The sequence below is a fragment of the Pseudomonas sp. Sample_14 genome (genome assembly GCF_004307515.1).
Lineage (GTDB): Bacteria > Pseudomonadota > Gammaproteobacteria > Pseudomonadales > Pseudomonadaceae > Aquipseudomonas > Aquipseudomonas atacamensis.
The window spans coordinates 24,736-50,168 of the sequence record NZ_RCOC01000045.1; the positions used below are offsets into that span (position 1 = coordinate 24,736).

General features: G+C 60.9%; 30 protein-coding genes and 1 pseudogene. All 31 read right to left on the reverse strand.

The features are described 5' to 3' along the window. Positions 1-94: 94 nt before the first annotated feature. Complete coding sequence (locus tag D8U61_RS10825) at positions 95-541, reverse strand: phage tail assembly chaperone (RefSeq protein WP_125925217.1); 447 nt, start codon at positions 539-541, stop codon at positions 95-97. Continuing rightward, positions 542-1,429, reverse strand: coding sequence for a phage tail protein (locus D8U61_RS10830; protein WP_125925216.1), 888 nt, complete (start codon positions 1,427-1,429; stop codon positions 542-544). It lies immediately after the preceding gene. Further along, positions 1,429-1,899, reverse strand: coding sequence for a phage tail assembly chaperone (locus D8U61_RS10835; RefSeq protein WP_130926900.1), 471 nt, complete (start codon positions 1,897-1,899; stop codon positions 1,429-1,431). Before D8U61_RS10835 ends, D8U61_RS10830 begins: the two co-directional genes overlap by 1 nt. Further along, positions 1,899-2,825, reverse strand: coding sequence for a hypothetical protein (locus D8U61_RS10840; RefSeq protein WP_071174567.1), 927 nt, complete (start codon positions 2,823-2,825; stop codon positions 1,899-1,901). Before D8U61_RS10840 ends, D8U61_RS10835 begins: the two co-directional genes overlap by 1 nt. 15 nt (positions 2,826-2,840) lie before the next feature. Further along, complete coding sequence (locus D8U61_RS10845; protein ID WP_130902023.1) at positions 2,841-3,413, reverse strand: tail fiber assembly protein; 573 nt, start codon at positions 3,411-3,413, stop codon at positions 2,841-2,843. A gap of 7 nt (positions 3,414-3,420) precedes the next feature. Continuing rightward, positions 3,421-4,515 (reverse strand): phage tail protein, encoded by a 1,095-nt coding sequence (locus D8U61_RS10850; RefSeq protein WP_130902024.1) that lies wholly within the window; start codon positions 4,513-4,515, stop codon positions 3,421-3,423. Positions 4,516-4,528: 13 nt separating this feature from the next. Then, the gene (locus D8U61_RS10855; protein WP_130926901.1) at positions 4,529-5,128 is read right to left on the reverse strand and encodes a putative phage tail protein; all 600 of its coding nucleotides are present in this window, start codon (positions 5,126-5,128) and stop codon (positions 4,529-4,531) included. Beyond that, positions 5,116-6,162 carry a baseplate J/gp47 family protein gene (locus D8U61_RS10860; protein ID WP_130926902.1) on the reverse strand — a complete coding sequence of 349 codons (1,047 nt, stop codon included), beginning with the start codon at positions 6,160-6,162 and terminating at the stop codon, positions 5,116-5,118. Before D8U61_RS10860 ends, D8U61_RS10855 begins: the two co-directional genes overlap by 13 nt. Next, on the reverse strand, positions 6,152-6,550 hold the full coding sequence (locus D8U61_RS10865; protein WP_016771422.1) for a phage GP46 family protein: 399 nt from the start codon (positions 6,548-6,550) through the stop codon (positions 6,152-6,154). The genes D8U61_RS10860 and D8U61_RS10865 overlap by 11 nt, the downstream gene beginning before the upstream one ends. Further along, entirely contained in the window at positions 6,550-7,059 is a 510-nt protein-coding gene (locus D8U61_RS10870) for a phage baseplate assembly protein (RefSeq protein ID WP_110645920.1), read from the reverse strand. The genes D8U61_RS10865 and D8U61_RS10870 overlap by 1 nt, the downstream gene beginning before the upstream one ends. Positions 7,060-7,210: 151 nt before the next feature. Then, a complete protein-coding gene (locus D8U61_RS10875) occupies positions 7,211-8,260 on the reverse strand; it encodes a phage baseplate assembly protein (RefSeq protein ID WP_130902026.1) in 1,050 nt (349 codons plus the stop codon). A gap of 4 nt (positions 8,261-8,264) precedes the next feature. Then, positions 8,265-9,500 carry a DNA circularization N-terminal domain-containing protein gene (locus tag D8U61_RS10880; RefSeq protein ID WP_130926903.1) on the reverse strand — a complete coding sequence of 412 codons (1,236 nt, stop codon included), beginning with the start codon at positions 9,498-9,500 and terminating at the stop codon, positions 8,265-8,267. Next, complete coding sequence (locus D8U61_RS10885; protein WP_130926904.1) at positions 9,497-11,263, reverse strand: phage tail protein; 1,767 nt, start codon at positions 11,261-11,263, stop codon at positions 9,497-9,499. The genes D8U61_RS10880 and D8U61_RS10885 overlap by 4 nt, the downstream gene beginning before the upstream one ends. 130 nt (positions 11,264-11,393) lie before the next feature. Further along, positions 11,394-11,690: a phage tail assembly protein gene (locus D8U61_RS10890; protein WP_024011858.1), complete on the reverse strand. Its 297-nt coding sequence runs from the start codon at positions 11,688-11,690 to the stop codon at positions 11,394-11,396. Continuing rightward, positions 11,687-12,034 carry a phage tail tube protein gene (locus D8U61_RS10895; protein ID WP_007908779.1) on the reverse strand — a complete coding sequence of 116 codons (348 nt, stop codon included), beginning with the start codon at positions 12,032-12,034 and terminating at the stop codon, positions 11,687-11,689. The genes D8U61_RS10890 and D8U61_RS10895 overlap by 4 nt, the downstream gene beginning before the upstream one ends. A gap of 67 nt (positions 12,035-12,101) precedes the next feature. Further along, complete coding sequence (locus D8U61_RS10900; RefSeq protein WP_130926905.1) at positions 12,102-13,598, reverse strand: phage tail sheath subtilisin-like domain-containing protein; 1,497 nt, start codon at positions 13,596-13,598, stop codon at positions 12,102-12,104. After that, the gene (locus D8U61_RS10905; RefSeq protein ID WP_024011856.1) at positions 13,598-13,780 is read right to left on the reverse strand and encodes a DUF2635 domain-containing protein; all 183 of its coding nucleotides are present in this window, start codon (positions 13,778-13,780) and stop codon (positions 13,598-13,600) included. Before D8U61_RS10905 ends, D8U61_RS10900 begins: the two co-directional genes overlap by 1 nt. Further along, positions 13,777-14,360: pseudogene (locus D8U61_RS10910) on the reverse strand (hypothetical protein). The gene D8U61_RS10905 and the pseudogene D8U61_RS10910 overlap by 4 nt, the downstream one beginning before the upstream one ends. 157 nt (positions 14,361-14,517) lie before the next feature. After that, positions 14,518-15,540 carry a phage late control D family protein gene (locus D8U61_RS10915; RefSeq protein ID WP_130887801.1) on the reverse strand — a complete coding sequence of 341 codons (1,023 nt, stop codon included), beginning with the start codon at positions 15,538-15,540 and terminating at the stop codon, positions 14,518-14,520. A gap of 9 nt (positions 15,541-15,549) precedes the next feature. Further along, positions 15,550-15,762, reverse strand: coding sequence for a tail protein X (locus D8U61_RS10920; RefSeq protein ID WP_016771432.1), 213 nt, complete (start codon positions 15,760-15,762; stop codon positions 15,550-15,552). Then, a complete protein-coding gene (locus D8U61_RS10925) occupies positions 15,755-16,138 on the reverse strand; it encodes a phage tail protein (protein ID WP_130887800.1) in 384 nt (127 codons plus the stop codon). The genes D8U61_RS10920 and D8U61_RS10925 overlap by 8 nt, the downstream gene beginning before the upstream one ends. Then, complete coding sequence (locus D8U61_RS10930; protein ID WP_130926906.1) at positions 16,138-18,399, reverse strand: phage tail tape measure protein; 2,262 nt, start codon at positions 18,397-18,399, stop codon at positions 16,138-16,140. Before D8U61_RS10930 ends, D8U61_RS10925 begins: the two co-directional genes overlap by 1 nt. A 128-nt stretch (positions 18,400-18,527) precedes the next feature. Further along, on the reverse strand, positions 18,528-19,109 hold the full coding sequence (locus D8U61_RS10935; protein ID WP_024011850.1) for a phage tail assembly protein: 582 nt from the start codon (positions 19,107-19,109) through the stop codon (positions 18,528-18,530). Between the two features lie 152 nt (positions 19,110-19,261). After that, complete coding sequence (locus D8U61_RS10945) at positions 19,262-19,768, reverse strand: phage major tail tube protein (RefSeq protein WP_016771436.1); 507 nt, start codon at positions 19,766-19,768, stop codon at positions 19,262-19,264. Beyond that, entirely contained in the window at positions 19,768-20,934 is a 1,167-nt protein-coding gene (locus tag D8U61_RS10950) for a phage tail protein (RefSeq protein WP_110600111.1), read from the reverse strand. Before D8U61_RS10950 ends, D8U61_RS10945 begins: the two co-directional genes overlap by 1 nt. A 2-nt stretch (positions 20,935-20,936) precedes the next feature. Further along, positions 20,937-21,122, reverse strand: a complete 186-nt coding sequence (locus D8U61_RS10955; protein WP_039762525.1) for a hypothetical protein — start codon at positions 21,120-21,122, stop codon at positions 20,937-20,939. Between the two features lie 100 nt (positions 21,123-21,222). Beyond that, on the reverse strand, positions 21,223-21,840 hold the full coding sequence (locus D8U61_RS10960) for a hypothetical protein (protein ID WP_110645910.1): 618 nt from the start codon (positions 21,838-21,840) through the stop codon (positions 21,223-21,225). Between the two features lie 9 nt (positions 21,841-21,849). After that, positions 21,850-23,463: a phage tail protein gene (locus D8U61_RS28080; RefSeq protein WP_241663617.1), complete on the reverse strand. Its 1,614-nt coding sequence runs from the start codon at positions 23,461-23,463 to the stop codon at positions 21,850-21,852. Next, a complete protein-coding gene (locus tag D8U61_RS10970) occupies positions 23,464-24,099 on the reverse strand; it encodes a phage tail protein I (protein WP_130926907.1) in 636 nt (211 codons plus the stop codon). After that, entirely contained in the window at positions 24,096-25,091 is a 996-nt protein-coding gene (locus D8U61_RS10975; RefSeq protein WP_130926908.1) for a baseplate J/gp47 family protein, read from the reverse strand. The genes D8U61_RS10970 and D8U61_RS10975 overlap by 4 nt, the downstream gene beginning before the upstream one ends. Then, a complete protein-coding gene (locus D8U61_RS10980; protein ID WP_130926909.1) occupies positions 25,088-25,420 on the reverse strand; it encodes a phage baseplate protein in 333 nt (110 codons plus the stop codon). The genes D8U61_RS10975 and D8U61_RS10980 overlap by 4 nt, the downstream gene beginning before the upstream one ends. Between the last annotated feature and the right edge of the window lie 13 nt (positions 25,421-25,433).

Sequence of the window (25,433 nt, forward strand, 5' to 3'; positions counted from 1 at the left end):
ATGTTGTCCCGATTGAATCATGGTTGGCGGCTGATGCTTGCCAGCCATTGTTTTCCGGAGTTTTCCGCGAAAGTATTCGTGAAGTGACGCTGGGTCAGAGCGCCGCTACCAACCAACGCGGCGCCACCGGGCGATGCTCGCTGAAGGGAAAAGAGGACCCTTGCGGCCAATCGCGTAATTCACGTCGATAGCCTTGCAGTTCAGCATATTGTTCAGTAGTCAGCGTCGTGCCACCGCCATCCTCCAGTTCATCGCGATCGCGTGCAACCATGCCATCGGTGGCTGCCAATTGCGCATCACGCCATAGACGCTCCATGTCCTCGACTTCTTTTGCCGAGGCTGGCGGTGGATCAACCAGAATCGGGTAGCCGTTGTCCGCACGCACCCCGATCATTTTCGCGCTGACCGCCAGTTGCTGCAGCAGCGAGATCCAGTAGCCGTGAGGAATTTCGATGACGTCGTCGGGGATGTCCGTCGAGTTGATGCCGGGTACGTAAACACCTCGGGTGGTGGCGCTGAATAAAACGTTGAAGGTGTTCATTCAATAGCCCTTTACAAAATAGTTGACGGTGCAATTGGCAGCCAACTGCGCATTCGCATCGCGAATTTTCAAGGTGCAGCCCTGCTGGTTGGCGGCATTCAGCACGATCATTGCGGTATCGCCTCCCGCATGTGTGGCCACGAGCGAGAAATAGGCCCTCGGAAACGAGATTGGAAATGTCACGTAGACCAGTCCAGCAGCATTCGACAGACCTGAGCCCCATTGATCGATATTGCCGCTGGCGTGTTTTTGATATCCCTGGGCACTCGTCAATCCGGAAAAAAGCGAGGCATATTTCAGACTCGCCGTCCCGTGTACCGCCCAGGCTCCACTTTCCCTGACGATGGTGGCGCTCTCGCCACTGTTGATCACTATCGAATTCAACAAGACGCCCTGCGGGCTTATCTTGGCGGCGCCCGGGTGAGCAATCGTGACCGGAGCATTGCTGCGGCAGTGAAATGCAATGGCGGCGCCCATTGGAACCTTGTCGATGTCCGGCAGGGTCACGGTGTAAGGCGAGTTACCACCCAGACCTAACGACCAGCCCAGATCAGCGAGAGTTAGTTGCGTAGTGGCAAGGATGTCACGCGCCCCCGCGTAGTTGCCAAGAGCCCGCTGAACATACTCGCAAGTCGCCGCCGAACGGCTGATATCGAAAGGTGCGGCGGTCCTAAAAAGCTGAGCGCTGCGCAGTGCGCCCAGCATTTGCGTGTTGGACGCTTCACTCGGCGTCAGCCCGCCGGCTTGAACGACATTCAGGATTTCCTGGGTGACACCATTGCCCCAACTCGCCGGAATCAGCGATCCCGGTCTGCCGTTCAGCGGGTCTTCATCAACAAAGCTACCATCCACCAACCCTGCGCTGGGGACGCTTTTTGGGTAATCCATTACTGTTCTCCTGTTTTGATAGCGAGCCATGCGGGTGCCAGAGGGCGGGCATTCAACGCCGGGAAAAGCGCTGAGTCAGGCCAGTCGCGCAATGCCTGTCGGTACTCAAGCAGTTCCAGATACTGCGTGGGCTTGAGCGATGTGCCGCGTCCCAGATCCTGTTCATCGCGATGCCGCGTGACTAACCATTCGGTCGTGGTCAGAGAGGCTTGGCGCCAGACAAGTGCGGCCGCAGGTTCCTCTTCCGCAACAATGGGAGCCTGAGCTACCACACGGTTCTGCTGTGCAGGCAGTTCTTCGGCGACTGTCGGAAGCCCGCTGATCGGCGCACCGATCTCGACCTCTTGACCCTCCGGCACGCGAACCATCGTCTCGACGAAGGATGGAGCAAACAGCTCGCAGATGGCGTACTCACCGGCGTCGATCCGTTCGACGACCACGCCGTTCTCGACCCGTGCATAAATGGCCATTATTCGTACTCCCAGATTTCACAGAAGGCGTTGCCGCCGGCGCCGCTGAGTACGGCAGCCGAAGCGTTGGTCGAACAGGAGCCGCTGCCGCCGGAACCGCGTCCGCCGGTGATGCCAATCCCGTTGACCCCCACTCGGGTACCACCGCCGTCATACGGGCTGGCACCGCCCGCACCCGAGAGGACGCCCCAATTGGCGTTGTACATCGCGTATTCGCCGGGTGCGCCCCGAGCATTGGCAAGATTGCCGCCTGTGACGGCTTGCCCTCCTGCACCGCCCTGAACGAAACCAACTGTTGTGGCTGTTACGGCGACGGTAAGGACCTGCCCGCCTCCACCGCCCGCAGCGCTCATGTAGGTGCCGAACGAAGCACCTCCGCCGGCCAGCCCCATCACATTACTCGCAGCGCCACCGCCACCCAGCGTAACGGGCACGCCTGCAAGTATTTCCGGGGTCACGTCATACAGGCTTTGAGCAAAGGCCCCAGAGCCTCCGCCGCCACCAATACCCTGATAACCGGCGGCAACGGGCGAACACCCACCACCGCTCCCCCCCGCGCCGACCAGCCGCACATGGATCCTCTTGGCTTTGGGGTTTGGCTTGTAAAGCGTAATCCCGACCTTCTCGAACTGCCTGACCGCCAGCAGCCGCCCCACCGCATCGGTGATGCCGTAACCGGCCAATGTGGTCGGGGTATTTTTCAGTTTGGTGAAATCGACCAGTGCACCGATCGCACTGGCGAGTTGATCCGTTTTGGCCTCATCGGGTGTCAACCCGGCCGCCTTGATCACGTTGAGAATCTCTTGTGTAACGCTGTTGCCCCACGCAGCGGGAATCAACGAACCCGGCGTTCCAGCGACGGGGTTTTCATCAACAAAGCCACCGTTGACCAGTCCCACCCCGGGGATACTTTTCGGATAATCCATTTGTCCGGCTCCTGGTTATGCAATCACGGCTACCGTGGCACCAGGCACCACCGGCCAGGTGACCACGTGGGGAAAACCGCTCTGCTTTTCGATGCGGTTCAGCTCGACGCTGTAGAGTTTCCACTCGATCAGCAGCAATTGTTCGTCGTGGCTGGCGTCGCCGATGTCTTCGGCGTATTGCAGGGGCGCGATGCGCAGAACAGCGTCGCGCAGCAACCCGTCGCGTGTTGCCAGGATCCGCTCCCTTGCATCCGCCAGGCGGATCTGCTCATCAGGCTGCCAGGCGTTGTCGCGCCAAACATGAAAATCTCCGGGCCACGGCTCTGCCGTCAGAGCGTCAGGTAGCTCGCCCAGCTCGGTCCAGACCTGCTGAGCACCACCATCCTTGCGGTAGACCAAACCACGGCGGTCAACCACTTCGCGCGGGATGCCATTGATCAACGCCCAGCTGCGACCGGCTTCCGGTTCCGGCAATTCGTACGTCAGCTCGACCGCGTTGGCGGGAAGCTGAATGCCTATTCCAGGCGTGAGGGGAAACTCGACCGGCCCGGACAGGGCACCCGAGCCATCAAATAGATAATTGAACATATGCGCCTCAGATGAGTTTGATGCGGCCGGGATAGGCGATGTTGCGGGGGCGGGATTTGAACGTGTAAAGCAGCGTGGCGCCGGGATCCATTTGATAGTTGGTTCCGGCCGGGAAGGTGGGGCCGCCATTGACGAGCCCGGAAACGTGTTGAGCTTCTTCACGGGTGTCGGCGCCGAAGCCGATCAGGCTGTCCGACCAGCGCGAGCCCACTGCCCCGCCGCCGTTCGCGCCCAAGGCAAAGGAGTGAGTCGAGCCGGGCTGAAAAGTCCCCATCACACGCCCCGAGTCAACACCACGCCCTTCGTCCAGCACCCGCAGGAATTCGCCCCGGCCCTCAGGGCCGCGAAATGTAGTGGCACCGTCACCCGTGGTCCATTTCCCTTCAGTGCCCGCGCGCAAAGCTTCCGATCCAAGCATTCCTGATTGCTGAGCGTGGTCCCACAGCCACGGCCATTCAGCGCGCTTCATGACGGCGCCATTCAACGCACCGTATCCGCCCGGACTAAGCGCGATGGTCGTGTCGAAAAATGGCCTGCCAACAGGGGTGTTGTCGTAACGCCCCACTGGCCACCAATTCCCTGCCCCATCACTGCGCAAATGCCACCAATCGCCACTCCCCATCAATACGAAAAACGCATAACCATTCGGCGAGAGGTGGGTATGAAAACGGATCCGGTCAGTACCGGCCGCCTGGATCACCATGCGACTGCCACTATTGTCCACCCGGCGAACGATCACATCGCGCACACCTAGCGCGGCATTGGCGGGCGGCAGCGTCAACGTGACGGAACCGGGACTGCCGTCGATCAGCACGAGCCCGAGTTCTTGTTCGCTGAGCGTTTTCGTGGCCGCCAGCCGGGTAATCACCGAACGCATCGGACTGGCGCCGCCGACAATCGCCTGAATCGCCTTGAACAACTGACCGTTGTCCGCTTCGGAAGCCTCCAGCCCCCCGCCGGTAATCACACTCAGGATTTCCTGAGTCACGCTGTTACCCCACACGGCCGGAATCAACGAGCCCGGCGTCCCCGCAACCGGGTTTTCATCAACAAACCGTCCATCGACCAGGCCTACGCTCGGCACACTCTTCGGATAATCCATCCCTCATTCCTTCCTAGTCATAATTGATGTGCACCTTGGTATGCGCCGGCGCGCTGCGGTGGATCAGGCATTCCAGCGCCGAGCCGGGGTTGACGCCGAAGCGCTCGCCCCAGTAGCTCGCGCCGTAACGCCGGCCGAGCAGCAGGCGGCCGCCGGTGTTGAGCGTCCACATGAATTGCGCTTCCCAGGTGCCCCAGTGCGCCGAACCAAACCGGGCGCGGCCCATGCGTGGGGCTTCGTGTTCGGTGATGCTGGCGTTGGGGTAACCCTGGCTTTTGGCGATGTCGAGGTAATAGCCGACAGCCTGGCTGCCGACCGCGAGCAGGCGGCGGCGTACGGCGAGGCGGCGGTCGTCGAACAGGGGCGTGGTGCCCAGGCACGGGTCGGGCAGGTTCATCACCCGCTCCCAGTCCGGCACCAGTTCGCTGACGCCGGCTGGGTCCATCTCGTTGAGCAGATCAGCGGCGCGCGCGTCAAGACGGGCCAATTCGACGGCGACGCCTTGCAACACTTCTTCGAGTTCCGGCACGCGTTCCGGATCCCACGCCGGGCCGCTGGGAAGCAAGGCGTGCAGTTGCGCTTGGTATTGCGCGGCGGTTCTTATGCCCCCCATACGCAGCCTCCGAAAGTCAGCAGTTCGCTTTGCCCGGCCGGCACGTCAGCGGCTGGAGCAGTGAGCGTGTGATCGTATTCGCCGCCGGCGCTGCTGATGGCTTCGCGGATATGGCTGATCAGCAGCGGCACGCCGAGGTCAGCCTCGCGGTTGTGCAGATCGCGCAACTGCGCTTCGACGGCGGCGCGCACCGCAGTGGTGTCCGGATTGACGCTCTTGAAGCGATACACCACCGGCACCTGAACCGGTCGCTGCACGTGCACTTCCGCGGTCACCGGACGCAGCGGTTCGATGTACTCCTGAACCTCCGCCAACTGCTCATCGTTCGGCACCGGTTGCGGGTCGTCGTCGCGCATGATGAACACGGTTACGGTGCCTGGGCCGAGCAAGCCACCACGGCACCACGCCCGCGTCACGCCCGGCACTTCCAATGCCCAGGTTTCGTAGTCGCTGGCCGCGCCACCGTGGGGAATCACGCGGTAGGAACGGATGACCCGCGAGCGCAGCGATTCGAGGCTTTCCCGCGCCACACCGCCGCTCAGGCCCGACGCCAGCACCACGAAACTGTTGCCGACGATGCCGGCAATCGGTTGCACCGGCGTGAGCGCCAGACCGGCGTCAGCGTTGCCGAGGCTGCCGGCCTCCAACGCGGCAATTGTGGTGTTGTTGCTGCCATTGACCGTGGTGCGCGCGGCGGTGACTTTGTAGGTGCGGCCATCGTTCGCTTGCAGCAGCGTGTCGACGTCGAGCACCGCGCCGGCAGTGGCGGTAAAACTGACGCTGCCGGTAGCCACTTGCGCAGCTTTGCGCGGCTGATTCAGGCGCAGCGCGGCGATGCGTTCCAGGGTTGACTCATCGGCTTTGTCGGGCAGGATCTGCTCGGCAATCCAGTCGAGATAACCGTACAGACCATAAGCGGCGCCGCCGAGGGTGCGGGCGAGCACTTGCGCATCGGACTGGCGCAGCGAATCGCCGGCCAGGTCGCTTTGGGTGCGCTTGATCAGCACCGGCAGCGAAGGGGTTTCAAACGGCATAGATCACCTGCCAACTGTTATCGGGGTTGATGTCCAGACGTTCGCCGTCGGCCAGGGTCAGGACCGTGCGCAGGTTCAGGCGCTGGGCGTCGAGGCGTTCGCTGATGATGTCGATGGCGCTGCAGTGGCCGTCGTCGAGCAGCCATTGCAGGGCTTCGCGGGCATAGAACTCGGCGTCCATCTGCGTTTGTCGGGTCAGCTTGACCCGGCGCAGCAGCCACAGCCGCGAGCCGATGCGATCGTCGGCAACCGTGGGAAAACTGTCGCCCCACCAGCCGAAGCGCTCCTCGTCATCGAGGGCGTCGTCATCGGCGGCGCGACGCCAGGTGAACAGGCTGATCAGCACCGCGCGGGTCAGTGCGGCATGGAGGTTCTGGCTGATGAACATCACTGACCTCCTGCCGGCGCGCCGGTCTGACCGTTACCGGCCTGGACGCCAACATGCACGTGTTTGATCTGGCTGATGCCGCCGGCCAGTTGATCACCAGTGGAAACGATTTTGCCGGTCTGGTTTATCACCGGCGTATCGAAGTTCACCGCGCTGCTGGCGCGGATGTTCAGCGTGGCGGTTTCGATGTCGATGATCCGTCCGCGCTTGAAATGAATTTTGTCGCCCTCGTCGGTGTAGATCGCCACTTCACCGGCGGCGAGTGCTTGCAGGCGATAGCGACGGTCGGCGATGACCAGGGCGATAGCGTGGGAACGGTCGCCGCCGATGAAGGTGACGACCCCTTCGGCTCCCGCCAGCGGATGGCTGGTGAAACCGTAGGGTTCGAAGTGTTCGAGGTCGTCGTTGATTTCACCGGCGGTGAGGCGCATTTGCAGCGATTGCAGTTTCGAAGCCGAATTGGCGAGCACGACAGTGCCGCGCGCCAGCAGGCGTGTCAGTAGGCTCATGGGTTTCCTTAGACTTTGTCGACACAAACCCTGTGGGAGCGGGCTTGCCCGCGATGGCGGTGTGTCAGGGAAAAAATGTATTTGTTGTCACGACCGCTATCGCGGGCAAGCCCGCTCCCACAGGGGCCATTGTCGCCAGCAGGATCCTGCGTCAGGCCTGGGTTTGCTTCGGGGGAGTCGGATCAGGATCAAAGGTATGCGGCGGCGCCACTTGCAAGGTGGTCACCGATCCCTGCGCCGACAGCGAATAAGTGACCTTGGAAATCAGCATGTCACCATCGAAATCCAGCACCGGATCCTTGACCTTGACCAGCGTGTTATGGCGCCACAAATCGCCATTGCTCTGCCGCCAGCCCTGCACCTGATAGGTGGTGGTCTGTGCGCGGCCCATGCGGGTCGCGCTTTCCCATAGAGCACGCTGCTGCGCCAACTCAAAGGTCAGTTGCGTGCCTTCATTGATCACCGTGGTGCGTCGACGTTTGAAACTCAGGTCAGCCGCGGTCGACTCGACTTCGCTGACCGCCGCGCCGCTCTTCGCATCCGAGCCTTTTTGCTGGCCGATCACCCGGTACTCGGAGAACACCTGGCTGAAATCCATTGGCGCACTGGCCGACAGGATGTTCTTGCCCAGCTCCAGCGCATCGCTGGCGCGGCCGCCGCTGCCGGGTTTGGCCAGCACCAACTGGCCCAGCTCGTTGTCGGTGGAAAACACCCGCAGCAGCGAGAGCAATCGGTCGATCGACTGGAATGCCGTTTCACCCGGCACGATGGTGTGTTTGGTCAGGCGTGTGGTTTCGCTGATCTCGTTGACCACTGACAGCCCATATTCGCTCGCCAGATCGCGGACGATAGTCAGCAAGGGTTGTTGCTGCCATTGGCTGGGCAGGTTGCGAGCGGCGCAATCGACCAGATCCTGGGTCTTGGAACTGCCTTCGATGGTCAGGCTGATCTGCCGCCCGTCATAGCGGATCGGTGCTTTGAACACGTAACCGGTGAGCACCAGGTCCTTGCCGATTTTTACCTCGCAGGGGTCGCCGGGTTTGATCCTTTGGTCTACGGCCTGCCCTGGCCATTGCCAGGTGATGTCGAGTTTGAAAGTGCGGAACTGACGCTCCAGATCAGCAGTGATTTCGACGCTTTTCCAGCCGCCGTATTCCATATTGTTGACCGTCAGCGTGACGTGATTGTCCATCTCGTTCATGGCATCACTCCCGCGAGACTTTCACATCGTTGGGCGAGAAACCGGGATGGGTAATCGCGTTACGCTGAGTCACTTCTTCGACCCGCGTGGCGTCGCCAAACTGTTTGTAGGCCACGACCACTGCCGGAAAGCTTTCCTGAAACGATTTGCTGACTTGACGCACGCCGGAGGACGCCACCGCTTTGAGATGAGCCACGAGCGCTTCCTTTACATCGTTGATGGCCTGGAAGTGCGCAGGTCCGGCTTTCGCCAGCATTGGATCAATGGCGGCAGTTACCGCAGCGCGCAAGGCTTGCATGTCATCGCTGACAGGGACTTCCTGACGGCTGACCGGCGACGTCGACTGTTGAGCCACCGACGGTGTCGACGCCAGTTTTACCGGCGTGGTCGCCACCGGCATCGACGCGACCCACTGCGCGACTTTGACCAGCAGCGTGTCCTGCACCAGATCCGCCATCGCCTGCGCGGCGGCATTGGTGTCCTTGCCCGTGGTGATCTTCGGCGCATCGGCTTTGCGAATCGCTTCGAGTTGCTGCGACACGTCGGCTATCACGCCACGGTAGCCTTCCTTGGCGAACGCTTTCAGCTCCTTGATATCGCCGAGCAAACCCTTGAATTCCGCCGCCACTTCCTTGGGCAGTTCCTTCACGGCTTTGACCAGCTCAGTGATCTGGCGGTACTGCTCGATCAAAGGTTTCAGTTGCTCTTTGATCACCTCGTAAACCCCGGTGAGGCTGTTGCGCAGGTTGGTGATGCCGATCCGCGCAGCCTTGATCAGCGTCATCGCTTGTTCGAAACGCGCCACCGCCGAACCCAGCAGAGTGTCGGCTTTGGCCAGCAGCACTTTCTGCGTGCTGACCGTGGCGGTCGGAAACGGCAGGGGTTGGTCGGGATAGAACTTCAGGGCGAACGTCACCAACCCACCGTCCTGGCGGGTGTGGGTCATGTCGCATTCGCCGACCTTGACTTGCAGGCGTCCGAGCCACGGATGCACCAGTTCGCCACGGCCCTGCTCCAGCGCCTTGAGCAACTTGTCGCGCTGCTCGAGGCAATCGGGGCCGATGATGAACGCGGTCAGATCGTGGGTCTTGGCCTGCTGGCCGAGGTTCTCGAAATACGGCAGGTCGCGTTGCGGGTATTCATGCAACTGCCCTTTGCGCCCGACCGGGGTTTTCGCCTGGTCGATCCAGAAACCGACACCGCGAAAGGATGCCGGCAATAAACGATCACGCCAGTTCATTGGGAACCTCCCATCGACAGTGAGCGATAGCCGATGCGTGAAGACACGGCCAGGCCAGGTTGATTGGTTTGCGGTTGTTCGGTGCGCAGGCCGGCCGGCGCATTTTCGAAGCGCACCGTCAGCCCGCCTTCGAGCTGCGTGCGGTTGTTGGCGGCGCTTTGCTGGATCAGCGCGCTGGAGGTTTGTGGCAACGAACCGCTTTGCAGTGTGCCGTTGCCAGCAGGCGCCGGACTGGCAGCGAAGAACGCCGGCGCCAGTTCGCCTTTGCCTTCGGCATTGGTTTGGCGTTGTGCTTCAGTGAGAGTTTCAACCTTGCCGGTGACGTTGGCGATCAGTCCGGCGAAGCCACCGTCGAACAACTCCTTGATCGGCGCGATGACGGTTTGCAGCTTTTGCCACAACTCGCCGAACCACTCGGTGATCGGCCCCCAACTCTCGATGATCTGATCCAGCGGTTTCCATTCGAACAGACTGTGCAGAAAGTCCACGACCGGCGCGGACAGCGCCAACACAACGCCCCAGAGCGCCGAAAAGACCTCACCGATCGGCTGCCAATACTGGGCAATCTGCTCCAGCGGTGACCACTCGAAAAGGCTGGTGAAAAAGCCCCTGACTCGCTGCACAGACGTTTGCAGCGCCATCCAGATCGGTTCGAAGAACCCGACAACTCCACCCCAGGCGCTGGTGAGCATTTGCATCGGGAAAAAATCGAACAGCGTGCGCAGGATATCCCGGGTGCTTTGTACGGCCGATTGCAGCGTGGTTAACATCGGTTCGAAGAACGTCACGACACCACCCCACGCATCGGTAATCATCTGCATCGGCGAGAAATCGAACAGGTTTCTGAGAAACGCCATCACCGGCACACTCAAGGCCTCGAGCAATTCCCAGATCGCCCAGAACAAACCGGTCAGCGGCCCCCAGTTTTCGATGATCATCCCCGCAGGCGACCACGCGAAAACCGACTTGAAGAAGTCGATCACTGGCGCCGTCACGGCCATCACCTTGTCCCAGACTCCGGAGAAAAATCCGGTGACCGGTTCCCACAACGCCGCCAGTGCCGCCAGCGGTCGCCAGTCAAGTACCGAGCGCAACGTCGCCATCGCACTCGCCCCGGCGTTTTTCACGCCTTCCCACATCCCTGTGAAAAACGCGCTGATCGGTGTCCAGTTGGCCACGATCAAACCGGCCGCCACGGCAATGCCCAGGGCGATCAGCATGATCGGGTTGGTCTTGAGCACCATGCTCATGACGTCCATCACCTGGGTCATACCGGTGACCGCGGTTTGCATGGCGGAGAAGGCAATCGCCCCCGCCGCCAGGCCCTCGACCAGTTTCGGATTGTCGGCGAGCAGGCTGCCGACCTGCGTCAGCATCGGCTCCAGTCCGACCACCAAGGCCCCCACCGCCGGCACCAGTGCAGCGTCCACCGCCGCCGAAACCTTCTGCATCGACGCACTGAACACGTTCATGTTCTGCGTGGCAGCAGTCGGCGCGGCGGGCAGATCGACGGTTTTCGCCGTGTCGCTGACTTCGCTCAATTTGCCCTGGAACGCTGCGGCCGATTTGATGCCGTCTACAAACGGCGTGATCACGCTGCCGCCGTTGAACAGACCACTGATGTCCAGTTTGCCGAGGCCGGTCTGCTCGAGATTGTTTTTAAAACTCTCAACCTTCATGCGCAGGGCGCCCAGTTTGGGCGAGAGTTCATCGATGCCGGTGATCAGCACCGGTTTCGGGGTTTTCTTCTCTTCGTCTGCCATCACTGCACCTGCTGCATCGCATTGATCCGTTGCGCGTGCTCCAGCGATTCGCGGAGCACATCCAGTGGCCTGGCCATCATCTGTTCGGGGTCAACCTTCCAGAACCAGGCCAGGTCATAGGCGACGGCGATCAGGTCGGTGATGGCGCCGACGCCGCACTCATGAAAAAACTCGCGACGGCCCAGCTCAGCGCATTGAGGTCAGCCAGATCGAGCTGGTTCACCGACGACGGCGGGATGCCGGCGCACACGGCGATGTATTTGGCCGCCACGTCCATGTCGAGGCTGACTTCTTCGCTCTTGTCGATCTTGTACGGCAGCGCCTTGATCGCTCGCACTTCCTGCACCGTCGGACGGCGCAGAACGAGTTCGGTCAGAGGCTCGCCGTGGGCTTCGATTGCTACTTGAAGCTTCACGGCGGCGCTCATTGCCAGGTCCCCTTGATGCCTTCGAATTTCAGTTCGATGGTGGCGTCGTCGCCCTTGGAGACTGGCTCCTCGACCAGATAGGCGCCGGCCAGCACGTAGACTTTGCCGTTGCTGAACTCGCAGGTGACCGTGATATCGGTGCCTTCGATCAGCTTCTTCAGCGGGAAGTCGGCGGTGTGCAGCGCGGTCACTTTGAACGACGGTGCGATGTCGGTTTCCTTGTAGAAACCGGGCACGACGGTTTCACGTTTGACGGCCATCAGCGGGGCTTCGCAGCCGCCATTGATGGTCAGTTGTGCGCCGTCGACCTTGACGTAGCAGGTGCCTGCAATCAGTTGACCCATGGTGTTTCTCCCTTCAAATAAAAAGCCCACGCGAGGTGGGCTGCATGCTTAGCGCCGACTGCGCCGATCAGGCCGCGTCGTCGTACTGCAGACGGAACTGGTTGAGCAGTGCGAACACGCGCAGGCCGTTGATGTAATCCGGCGGGAACAGCACGTTCACCCGGCTCGGATCCTGCACGTCGCGCTCGACGATCAGGTGCTCGGCGAACAGCTCGGCGTTCTCCACATGACCTTCCAGCTCCAGCTTGGCGTACTGCGCGATCAGCTCGCCGCGAATGGTCGCTGGCGTGACGATAGGCTGGCCGGCGCCGAAACGGGTGCCGTCGGAGGCCAGTTTGTGGCGGCCGTATTTGCTGGTGATCACGTTTTGCAGACGACGCACGATGAACGCCGACTGGTGCATGGTTTCACTGTCCAGATAGGAGTTGTCGGCCTGGCCGTAGGCGTTCTTCTGGTAGGTGGTGATCGAACGCTGGATGCGCACGTAACCGCCCTCGTAGTAGGCGGTGGCGATGCCGTAGTTGAGCAGCGACTGACGCTCGGTCAGGGTGAAGCGCTCGCTGGCCGGCGCCGGGTCAACACCCGGCAGGCTGCCACTTTGCGTCGGACGGCTGGCATCGGCGGAGATGAACACCGCCGTGCGCGCAGCCAGCGCGGCGGCCTGAACCCAGAACGGTTGCGGTACGCCCGGCTCCAGCGCCTGGATGGTCATGTGCTGATCGTTGCGCGTCTGGCCTGCGGCGACCAGAGTGCCAACGGTGCCGCGCTTGGCGCTGTAGACGTGACCGAACAGTTGCTTGGCCCACGACCAGCGCCCGGTGCTGTCATCCATGACCGCTTGCCAAGTGTTGAGGGTGGCCAGATCGGACCACGGCAAGGCGATGAATTCGAATGGCTCATCGCCTAGAGCCGCGACGGCGGCGATCTGATCCGGCACACCGGCGCCGCCGGTCATGGCGGTGATTGCGCTGGTCAGACCGGCCGGAGTTTCTTCGCCGTTGCTCTTGCCCAAGCGATTGAATTGCAGGCTGATGTCGTTACCGCTGTCGCCGGTCCATTTGGCGTTCAGGGTGACCACACCTTCAGCAGCCGCAGCGCTGACCGGCAGGTCGGCAGTGGCGTTGATTTTCTGCGCCAGTGCGGTGGCCGCTTGAGCGGCGGTGGCGCCGTTGACCACGGTGGCCTGCACGCGCACGCCGCCGACATACAGGTTGAGCATGCCCGCCTGAGTCGCAGTGCCGGTCAGGGTCAGCACACCCTTGGCGATTGCGCCTTCAGTGTTGTGCAGCGGCAGGCACCAGATCTCGCCGATCGGGTCGGCCTTGCGGAAGGTCTCGTACATCGAGGCGAGCATCGAGCCCTGGCCGCCGATGCTTTTCGCCAGCGCCACGCTGGAAACCAGCACCAGTTTGCCGACTTCACTCGGGGCAATATTGTCGTTGACCTGGGCGACGATCAAACGGCGCATGGCCGAGGTCGCGCTGTTGGCGGCCGAGTTGTCCATTTCGGCATAGAACAGCGGCACACGAATGTCCGCCGGGATGTTGCTGAATCCGATCGCCATTATTTGGCTCCCTGTGGTTTAGCCGCTTTTGCGGTTTTGAGTGTGATATCGCCGTCGGCCAGACGCCGGCGCCACCAGGCGCTGTCCAGCACTTCACGGCCTGCAGCCGGCAACAGGTCGCCCGCCTCCGGGTCAGGTACGACACGGCCAGCGGCCGGCACTACGGTGATGCGGTTGCTCATGGGTTTACGTCTCCAGAGAAAGTCATTCCACCCGGCCATCCGGACCCGGGCGGTGCAGGTTGGGGTCAGCCGGATCGATCGCATCGACCCGCACCGTCATCCCGGTAAAGGACGACAAAGCGTCCAGTTCGCGCTCGTGCCAACTCTCCGCAGGCTGACTTGGCAGATTGCGGCCGAGCTGGAACTCGGCATAAAAACGCAGCCGATAGAAGGCACGGCTGCTGTTGATCGAGACCATCTCGCCGCCGTCGTAGGCGATGGCGCTGTAGTCGGCATCGGGCTTGAACCCCACCAGCGCGCGCCACAGTTCAGCGCGCAGGTCGTGCAACCCATCCAGCGCTTTTGTCGCGTCGGTAGCGTCAAGGGCCAGGACGATTTCAAAGCGGTCGCGGATTGGTTGGGTGGTGAGGTTTTGGGTGGTGCTGTTGCTGGCCAGATCGGCGATTGGCAGCACGTGGGCCGAAGGTGTTGGCAGATCGGTGTTGCTTTGCAGCAACGCCAGATCGACACCCACCGAAATATGATTGGCAAGCCCAGGGCATTGCCCACGCAATTGCGTGAGGATCGGGGTGATCTTCATGGGGGTGTTCCGAAGTAAGAGAAATTACAGTGAACGCCGCAGTCCCTGTGGGAGCGAGCCTGCTCGCGAAAGCGGTCGATCAGTCACATCGATGCTGAAGCTGACGCCCCTTTCGCGAGCAGGCTCGCTCCCACAGGAATAAGCACTCGGTTCAGGATTACTGTTCCGCCTTCGGATCCAGGCACGACGCATCAATCAGGCAGCGATAGCTGTTCTCGCGACTGCCGCTGGCGGTGACCTTGTCGATCGACCAGCGTCCGCGCATGAAGTCCGGCCAGCTCTCATCGAGCAACAGCAGACCTTCGGCCGCCAGGCGTGGATCGCCCGGGCAGGTGATTTTCACTTTGTACTTGTGGCGCAACATCTTTCGTACTTCGCCCTCGCCTACTGCGATGGCATCCGCTTCGCTGGGCTGCTTCTGGCGCAGCGTCTTGAACGGCGCTACGCCCGTCTCGACCCAACGCAACACCCCGGCCGCCGCATCCCAGAAACAGGTCTTGCAGCCCTTGGCCTGCTCGCGGGCCGATTCTTCCAGCGTGGCGCTGATGAATGCGTGATCACCGGGGCGATTGTTGTGGGTAACCGACAGCGTCACGTCCGGCAGAATCTGCCCCGACAAAGACTTGGTCTGCCCGGGCCGCGCCAGCACATAGACATCGCCATACGGCTTGGCGACGACGTTGTATTTTTTCGCCAGCCGCGTGACGAAACCCATATCAGTTTCGTTGGACTGGTCGATGTGCTCGATGCGGATCAACGAAATCTCCGGCGCAACCCGTGGCGAAAAACCGTGCGACTCCACCAGCTTGCGAAATAATCCACCCAGCGTCGTTGGCCCATGACTGGCGGTGCGGCGCTGCTTGAAGCCGGTTTCATCATCCTTGCTGAATGGCGCCGCAGTGGCCACCAGGGTGAGGCGAAACGGAAACAGCGTCGGCGTCAGACGCGTCACTTTGAACTGGCCTTTATCGACCATTGCGTTTTCTCGATAACCGACTTGCAGGCCAATTTTTCCACCCAGACTCGGCAGCCCTTCAAGGCCCTCGAGATCGATGGTCAGCGTCAGTTGATCGGACTCGAATCCAGCGGCATCGATGTGCTCCCAACTGATCAGGCGTTGATTGAGCAAGGCCGCGTTGGCCCCGTAGATATTTACCGCGGGCGTAAATCCCAGTGCCATGTCACCTCCTTAATCCCAGGCCGTTACTGCTTTGACCACGGCGGGTTTCACATCCAGTTCCGGCAGCACGATCCACACGCCAGCGGGCAGAATCGGCCCGTGTTCGGCCAGGGTCGGGTTGAGCTTCCACAGCGCTTCTTCGGCAGCGTCATCACTGCGCCCGGTTTCGCGGTAGAGCAGCAGATTCACCGAATCACCGGCCACGCTTCGTGCTTTACGCATTGTTGAACTCCGCCAGTTCGATGACCCAATCGACTACCATCGCCGTGCCGTCATCGATGATCTGCCCCTGTGTTTCCTGAACCGAATTGATCCGCCACAACCCCCAGTTGCGACCGACGCCATCAATCAACGGCAGCGGGGTACGCAGCGCCTGTAGCGCACGCAACTCATCGAGTCGATCCATGGCCACGGCGTACATCGACTTGCCGGTAATGGTCAGGGTTTCCGGTTTCTGTCCGGTCTGGCTGGACTTGGGTTTGCTGGTGAGGATCTGTATCTCGGTCCAGCCGCCGTCAGACTTGCGCAGCAACTGGTGGTACGCAAAGTTGCGCGACAGGCCGAAGATGAAATTGCCCAGTGCCATTTGTTGTTTCATCAGGCGACTCCATCGGTCAGGGCTGCGTCGCGGCGGGTGGCGAGGGGGTTGGTACTCATTGTCGACATGAACTGAGTACTGAAATGGTTTTGCATCACTTGAGAGATCACCGCGCCGACTTTTTCCGAGCTGGCGATTTCGCTGCCGCTGATCTGAATCGACGGCGCATAGGTGATCTGCTGGTTTTGCGTCTGAGCGTTGCTCAGGTCCTTGGCCACTTGCGCGGGAGGCGCGAGTTTGTCCTCGGCAGGCTTGCCCCATTGTTCACCGACGTAAGAACCGAGTATTCCGCCCAGAGTCCCACCGAGGAATGTCCCAATACCGGGCGCAATGAAAGTACCGATCGTGGCGCCAATGGCAGTGCCGGCCAGCTCGCCGGCGGCACCTTTGACCGCTTGGTCATCGCCTTCGCGCCAACCTTTCAGTCCGGTATAGGCCGCGTGCGCAATGGCCAGCGGCGCTCCCAGTTTTACCGCCGGCAGCGCTTGGGCGATTTTTGGCATGACCTTGGCGCCAACGCTTTCGACCAAGGGCATAAGCTTGGCAACGGCGCCTTTGAGTCGCGATACCATCTCGCTGTTGCCCAAGCCATCGGTGAACAGTTTGAAGCCCATTTTGATGTCATCAAACAGAGGCGCGACCTTGGCCGTGAGCCCCCCCAAACGACTGCTCCCACTGGCGCGTGGAACTGTCGTGCGCGTCGATGTTCTGGCCGGCGTGCGTCGACCCGGTCGACGACCCGCTCGTTTGTTTTTCCGCCCGCCATCAGAGACATCGTCACCGACGATGGCATCAGCAATATCGGGGGGCAATCGCGTCGTCGCCAGACGCAACAGCTTCGCGGAAACGGTGTCGATGACTGACGCAACGCCGGTTTTCAGCGCCCCTCCAACAAAAGGAAGAGCAGCGGCACCAAGCAGAACCAATCCTGCAGTAAGGGCCGGGAAAGCCTGCGCCGCAGTACTCACGCCATTGGCCAGCGCGGTGAGCACCACTGCGGCACCATCGGCCAACGGCGCCAATGCCGTGCCGAATGCGGTGGTCATCCGGGTCAGACTCGCATCGAGCGCATTCCAGCGCCCTTGCGACGTATTGCCAAATACTTCGGCGGATTTCGCGGCTGCCCCCGAATCGGCGCCCAGTTCCGATGTCGCGTATTGGCGCTTGTCGGCCACTTGGGAGAATGCGTTTTTTACATCCTCTGGTTTCTTCAGCAGTTCAAGAACTCTGACGTCGTTTTCGCCAAACAGCGTCTTCGTCAGTGTTGCCCGTTCTTGCAGCGGTTGTTTATTGAGTGCAGCAAGCACCGAGTTGATGGCAGCGGGAGCGTCCTTGCGCATCTCTCCTGCCAACGATTCGGGATTCAACCCTAACTGGCTCAGAGCCGTACGTTGCTCGGTCGATACATCTGCGCCCTTCGCCAGCAGCGAAGTAACACCCTTCAACGCGGCGCTGGCGCCCTCCTTGTCTGCGCCACTGTTGAGCAGTGCCGCCGCAAACGCGGCCGCTTGTTCCGGAGTCATACCGGCAGTAATTGCAGCCTCGCCGGAACGTTGCACGACCGAACCGATGTCGGCGGCCTTGGCATCCAGGCCACTGTTGCCGAGATAGCTCGTTGCATCGGCCAGATCCTGGCTCTGATAGCGATCCAGCTTCAGCGATGAACGCCAGGCCGCCAACATCTCACCAGCCGTTTTGACGTCCATCCTGAACGCCGCTGCGTTGATCGCGGCATCACGGGAGAACCACTTCAGCTCGTTCGCCCGTTGCTCACCCTTGGCGCCATCGGCAATACCGGATCGTGCTGCGGCGACTTGAACTTGCAACAGGTCAGCGTTGGTGGCACCACTGGCCGCCACCTGTTTCTCGCTGGCGAGTTCCAGAGTGCTTTGTGAATGCGTTTGCAGCTGGTCGTTGCTCATCTTGAGCAACTGATTGAGTTCAACCAGCGCAGTCTCGTTGGCCATCGCCGGCTGCATCAGCTTCGGCGGCGGACGCTGCTCGATCCCGGCGTTGAGTTTTGACTTTGGTTCGCTCGTCGCGACCGGTGCAGCGCCGGCCTTGAATAGCGATTGCTGGCTTGCCAACAACTCGCGAAGCCTGATCTGTTCCTGGGTCAGCAAACGAATATCCACGCTTGCCAACGCGAGCGTCACATTCAAATCCTGCAGCGGTTTGCCGAGGTTGTCGGGCAACGAAAATCCGTCCGTTGCATTGCCGCTCTCACCGGCGTACGTGAGCGCATATTTGCTCTCTGCCATGCCGCTCTACTCCTGTTTCACGCCAAGGCGAGTGATCGCTATGTCGTAGCGGCGCAACGCCTTTTCGGCGTCCCATTCCAGAATCTCCGCTTCACTTACCGGGTAAATGAGCGGGACGATATCGAGGATTACTTCGATGTCGCGTTCCGAAAGTAGGCCGCCGGCTGGTTTAAAAAATCGTCGATGCGCACCTGCAATTGCGTCCAGTCGGGGACGGTCAGCTGGGCCAGATCGGGGATCATCAGGCCCGTGCAGTGGGCAGTGATGAATTCGGCGCGTTCCTTGGCCGTTTTCAGTTTCTTCATCACTTTGGTTGCGCGCAGCACGGGCATTTCCAGGCTCAGCGAGTCGACGGTGCGGCCGGTTACGGCGAGCGGCTGCAGCAATTGCACCTGGTCGGGATCGTTGGATTTCTCCGCGTCCTCGATCTGGTCGAGAAAGTACGAACTCGGCCGGGTCGACATCTCATGGACGTACTGGGCGATGCTCACGTAGTCCGGGCGCTTGAGCTGATCGAGTTCCTTGACCGACAGGCCGGTGGCGAGCAGCGCCAGCTCGAAGAACTGATCGTCTTCGTCATCGCCGGCGCGTTCCAGCGCTTCTTTCTGTGCGGCGTAGAGCAGCGGTTTGAGCTGGATCGATTCGATCTGCGAGCCATCGTCGCCGGTGATCGGTGACAGCAGTTCGTGTTGGGGTGGCATCCACGGCATGTATGAATTCCTTGGTGATTCGTTTAGATCCACTGTGGGAGCGAGCCTGCTCGCGAAGGCTTTGGCACATTCGACATTGATGTACCTGAACGACCGCTTTCGCGAGCAGGCTCGCTCCCACAGGGTTTTGTGATTTGCCGGTAAAGCGGGGTTTACGGCATCAACACCGCACGCCGTGCATCACCAAGGATGTCGACGCCGTTGAGGACGAACTTCTGCGTGCGCACGTCGATGTCGATCACCGGCACGCCGTTTTCCAGGCGGTTGTAGGTGCGGCAGGACAGTTCCAGGTTGGTCTTGGGCTTCTCGCCCATTTTCACTGCGGTTTCCTCAAGGGATTTCAACTGGCCGCCGACGGTGTGGTAGGTGAACCAGGTATTGCCGTCCTGATCCTGACCGGCTTCACGCACGTTGAGCAGGATGTCGTCGCCGAGCTTCACGCCCAGCGCCAGCAGCACCTCGGCGCCGAGGCCTTGCAGGGTCAGCTTGGCGCTGAGCGCTTTGCCGCCCTTGGCCATTTCTTCGACGATGAAGCGTCCGCCGCGCATCTCTTCCATGTCGAATTCGATTTTCGGCGGGGTGAATTCCTCAACGGTCGCCGACAACGGCAGGCCTTGCAGGGTGGCCGCGATGGCCTGTCTTACGCGGTTGGTAAACATTAGAGAACGTCCTCCAGGAACTGCTCGATGATTTCATCGCGGGCGTTGAGTTGATAAACCATGTGTTCGTTCGGCGCGTAGCGGCCGTAGTCGATGACCACGTACCAAGTGCCGTTCTTGTACTTCTCGACGCTGTTGAGTTCCGGGTGCAGATACACGCTGCCGCCGGGAATGGTTTCGTCGGCGACCAGGGTCTGCAGCCAGTCGTTGATGCGCTTGACCTCTTGATCCATGAAGGATTTGGTGAGGTTCTTGGCCATGGCTTTCTGGCCGGCCTTGACCAGCTTGCGGCTGATCGCATCTTCGAGGCCGACGTAGCTGATGAACTTGCCGGTGATCGAGCGGTTACCCAGTAGCGAGAAGCCGCCAAGCACGGTGCGAGCGTAGTAGCTGACGCCGTAACGGTTGAGCAGATCGCCTTCGGTGGACGTGTCGAGAATGTTGTACTCGACGACCCGCGAAACGTCTTCGGCGAAGGTCACCTGGTTGCCCGGGCTCTCCCATTGCTTGACCTTGGCCAGCGCGGCAATCGCCAGACTGGACGGCGACAGGAAGACGTTTTTCTTCGCTGCTTTCGAGTACACGGCGGGCATGTTGTGCACCACCAGGCAACGGTCGAATCCGAGTTCGGCGCCGCCGAGTTCCTGGCTGTACAACACCTGATCGGCCACCGACACATCCTTGCCGTCCAGCACCACACGGGCCTTGATGCGCTTGCCGAACGCGGCGAACTCACCGGCCACCGCTTTAGTGCCGGTGAAGCCCGGCGCGCCGATGATGGTCAGGTCTTCCGGGACACTGCCCAGCGCCGCCAGACCCAGCTTGCGACCAGTCGACGGCTCGACACCGCCGATCACATTGTTGACCGTGTCGGCCGGAGTTGCGCCGGCCTCGACGATGACCACGTATACCGGCACCTTGACCACTTTGAGGATCTGGTAAACCGCGTGATACAGCGTGCCCTCTTCCGACCCAGTCGGATCGAGCAGCGCATGGGTGGTGAAGCTGTTGATGCGAAACGGCGCGTTTCGCGGAATCAGCGGATCGGCTTTCGGCGCGGTGCCGACCAGACCGATGACGTTGTCGCCCAGGCCACCCATGGCCTCGGGGGATTCAGTGGCATTGACGGTAATGCCGTTGTGCTCGAAGTTCAGAACCTCAGCCATGTTCAGTCAGCCTTCTTGGCAGCGGCCTTTTTGGCCTGGGTGATAGGGGTTTTCGGCTCAAGTCGACCGGCAAAGTGCAAGGCACTGGCCTCGACGTCGAGCAGATCAAGTTCTTGACCAACGCTCGACCAATGCCCACCTCCGGTGGGGAATGGGACGAGCACGGTGTAGGTTTGGCGGGTTGCCATTTTTCGTTTCTCCATAAACGGGAAAGCCCCTCGGGAGGGAGGGGCTTTGGCGGGTGTTGAACAGCTGGTGTCGGGAAAACGTTGCCCTGACTCGGGACGCTCATTGAATCGAGGTAACAGCCTGGATGGGGTCAACTCGGTGATCTGCCGAAAAACGCGGGCTGCCAACGGCCGACTGAATATTTGAGATCACCTCGTCAGCGATCTGCCTGGCCTCATCGGCTGCACCCGCTGCAAGCTTGTGCCTGATCGACTCTTTCGCCTCCAGGCGCCGCTCTCGGATAAGGTAAAGCCGTTCTGCGTATTGGGCGGCTTCGGTCAGGATGTCATCGGCAGCGTCCTGAGCCGTGCGCCCCATGATTGCCCAGGCAGCAACGCTGCGCGGCACCGCGTCGGCCGGATAGCCATTATTTTTGAAGGCTAGCGCCTCGGCAGCAGCTCGCTCGTATTCAACTGCGCGCAATGGATCGCCTGAAACAGCCTGCCGCGCTTGATCAGCGTACTCATCAATCCTTGCGCACAAGTCCGCGAGGGTGGGCATGGGCTCGCCGTCATGCTCCCATTCGCCATTCCATTCGCCGGTATCGGGAATACGCGTCCCTTTGAAGCGGGGATTCCAGCACGGTTGAGGCAATTGCGCGCGAGTCCAGTTCATCGCCCCCTCCGGAGCGTCGGCGGCATACAGAAACTTGCCATCCTGATCGATCACAAAAATCATATTGCCTCCTTAAACCGCTTGAACGCAGAAACTGAATTGACAGGCGAAGCCACCCGCGCCTGCAGTGGAGCCCATCGCATAATCCAGAACGACCTCGCCTGTGACTTCCGCTCGCCACGACAGCCACCCAAATGCGAGGGGACTGTTGGTCGCCCAGTCTCCCGTTCCACACATTCTGGTGATAGGCCGAAATCCAGGCGGAAGGGTAAACATGACCAATGGATCGATACCGTTACTGACCCAACGTGTAGCGTCGATGCTTACGTAGACATTGCCGTTGGCTTTCCAGTATCGAGTTGCATTGCCGTCGGCAAAACCATTGACGAGCGCGGGCACCCTCAGAGTCGTCGCAGAAAAGTTCGCAAAAGCGGTGCTGACTACGCTGTTGGTCTGCGCCTGCGTGTAGCTGTCGGTGATTCCGTATCCCGACAACGAATTGGGTTTGCCTGAAGTGATCTTGCTCCAGTCCAGAGCGGGGACATCCGATGCGATCAGGTTCCCGCCGCTGGTAGCCAACCCTTTGGCATTGACGGCAATTTTTGTGTAAGTACCGGCAGAAACGCCCGAGTCGGCCAGCGCTAGTGAAATGTTGGCGTTTGTCGAGCCGTCAAACGAAGTGCTACCGCTAGCCGCGCCGGAAATGGCAATACTGCGCGCCGTTTCAAGCTTGCGAGCGGCAACCGCTGTTCCATTGATCCCGAGGGCGTCAGTGATGCCAAATCCAGCCAACGTCTGCGGATTCGCACCTGCTATCACCCGACCATATTCATCAACAGTCAGACTCTTGTAAGTCCCCGCAGCAATCCCGGTGCGCCCTGCGAGCATCTTGAATGTCAGCGCGGTCGTGCCGAGGGTGATCGGTGCATTGGTGGTCAGGTGCCACAGCGAATCTCCATTCGTTACGCCCTCCTCCACCATTACCGTCAGGCCCGGGGTAACCTTGGCACTGGTGTTGGCATCAGTCGCCCGCACCCAGTCACCGTTGGCGACAATCCACATGCCGTTGTCCTTGGCCAAGGTCTGGCTCGGCAGCAACACGCGGTCGCCAGCGATCACCGCCACACCATCAATCTGCTGCGCGCCGTTCAACACGACATTGCCAGTCGCCGCGACCCGCACCGATTGTTTGCCATCGAGCTTGCCGAGTTCTTCGGCCAGATAACTCATGACCCAGGCGCGCGTGGCTTTTACCACGGTGTCATCGATCAACAAGGTCACCAGCGAGGCATTGCTGGTCTCGAAAATCGAGCGAATGTAGAACTCTTTACCCGAGCCCGACGTCGCCAGCACCGGTTTGAACGACTCCGGATATTTGACGATGGCATAGAGAACACCAGTGTCAGTCCATAGCCCCGCTTCCCGTACATACCAGCCGCCAACATCCGGAGGAATGGTCACTTCGGCGAGCAGCCAGCTCGGGTTTTTCTCATCCTGGAACAGTGCGTTGAGCGGTCCGCGCCAGACTTCGCGTTTCAGAGCGGTCGCGGTGGCAGCCGGGTTGTAGACCGCGCCGCCGCCGTCGCCGACCGAAATCTGCGTCAGCTTGATCGGCGTACCGGCGGCCTTGCACGCCGTTTCGTATGCAATCCCTGCGTTGGTGAGCAGGGTGTAATAGTCAGCCATTCAGGCCCCCTGAGGATAAATAGTGGATGTTTCGACGGTGTACAACGCAGCGGCCATGAACGCCTCGCCAGAGGTTTCAAGGCCTTCGACGAACACCGGATAAACCGTGGTCAGTTCGCCGCAGAACGTAGCGGCGCCGATGACGTGATTGCCGAACGCGCTCAAGCCCACCGACACCGAAAGAATGTCCCGCTCGCTTTTGGCATCGGCCAGACGGCGGTCGAGACGTGCATCGATTTCTTCGCTATAGGGTTGTTCGCTGAAGGCACGCACGGAAAAGCTGTACGGCGAGCCGGGCGGTGTCTGTTCGTACCAAGCGCGGATTTCCGGGCGCAGTTGCAAACCCTTGGCGGCGTTTTCGAGTGCCTTGCGAGTGCCGGCCTGGCGCGCGGTGGGCCAGGCCAGTTCGACGGTGAGGCGCTTCTCCGCCACCGGCGCATCAGTGCTCCATTCGGCGACGCCACGATCGGCAGCCAGATAAGGCAGGAAGGCCATCGGCGTTTCGCTGGGATTCATCAGTTCCGGGAACGGCGGTGCGATGCGATCGAGCAAGGCGCCGAAGCCCAGATCCAGTCCGCGCTCAAGTGCCGAGCTGTTGGCTGGCAGTAAGGTCGGGCGCTGAGTTTTTTCACTCATAGCGTCAGCACCTCGACTTCGACCGCGGTGCAATAAGGCGCCTGAAAAGCGGTGGTGACGATCGGCGCCAGCGGTTCGAGAATCTGCAGTTGTACGGCGCCGGCGCTGTGCAACGTGTAGTCGATCCAGCTCGGATCGACCCGACCTTCGAGGCGATGGCAACTGTCGGCGTAGGCCTGCAATTGCGCTTGCGCGGCGACCTTGGTCAGGCCCGAATCGGGACCGGAATTGATCTTGGCGACGACGCGGATTTTGTAGCGCTGGATCTCGGCAGCCTTGACGGTGACGAGGTCGGTTTCCGGGCGCACATCCGGTCGGGCGAAATGCTGACGGACGCCGTCGAGCAATGCTTCGGAAGGTGTGCCATCGCCTTCTCGCGAAAGCACGGTGACCTGCACTTCGCCCGGCGCAGTGCGCCGCCCATTGCCATCCTTGACCTGCGCGGCGAGGCCGTCCGGGTTGAAGGTGTAAGTGACATTTACCACACCCGCCTCGGTGGATTCGACTTGCACCGTCGGACGCTCGCCGAGCGTAAAGACTTCGCGGCGATACTGCATCCGCGAACCCGCCGACGGTGCATGGGGCGCGAGGTAATAACGCAGCCGAGCATCGTCATCACTTTCGTAAATCGCCGGTACCGGCGGGAATGCCGCCGGGTCGCCGGGATCGAGCAACTGCCGCTCCAAGCCCATGTCCGCCAGCCGCGCATCGAGATTGCTGCCGGTCGCCCACCACGCCAGCATCTGCTTGATGCGTGCATTGTATTTACGCTCATGGGTTTGCAGACGCACGCAGAACGCTTCCAGCGCCAGGGTCAGCAATTCGCTTTCGTTTTCCAGACTCGCCTTGAGTTTCACGGCGCTGGCCGGCGAGCGAGCCCCCACGTATTCGATGACGAAAGTCTTGAACTCGGCGAGCAAGTCTTCGAACGCTTCGACCGTGATCAGCGCGGGTTCGGCCAGCTGATTCTGGCCAGGGATCAGCATGCTCATGTCAGCACCTCGAAGGTTTGTTGGCGGTTTTTCCAGGTGCCGGCGAAGCGCAGCAGCAGGCCGTCGCCGTGACGACTGGCGACAATCACTTGCGGCTGAAAATCGTCGATGCCGTTTTGCGAGTTGTAGAACGCTTGGGCGGCGTGGCTCTGTGCCAGAAGCAGAATGTCGTCACCGAGGTTCTGTCCCAACAGCGAGGGGATCAGCGATCCGTACAATGGCCGTTTTTGCCGGGTGCCCAGCGGTGTGGTCAGGGCTCGGGTCGCGCGCTGCACGAATTGCAGCCAGTCGTCGACCGTGGCCCCGCTGTCTCTATCGATTCCGATCATGGGAGGCTCTTGA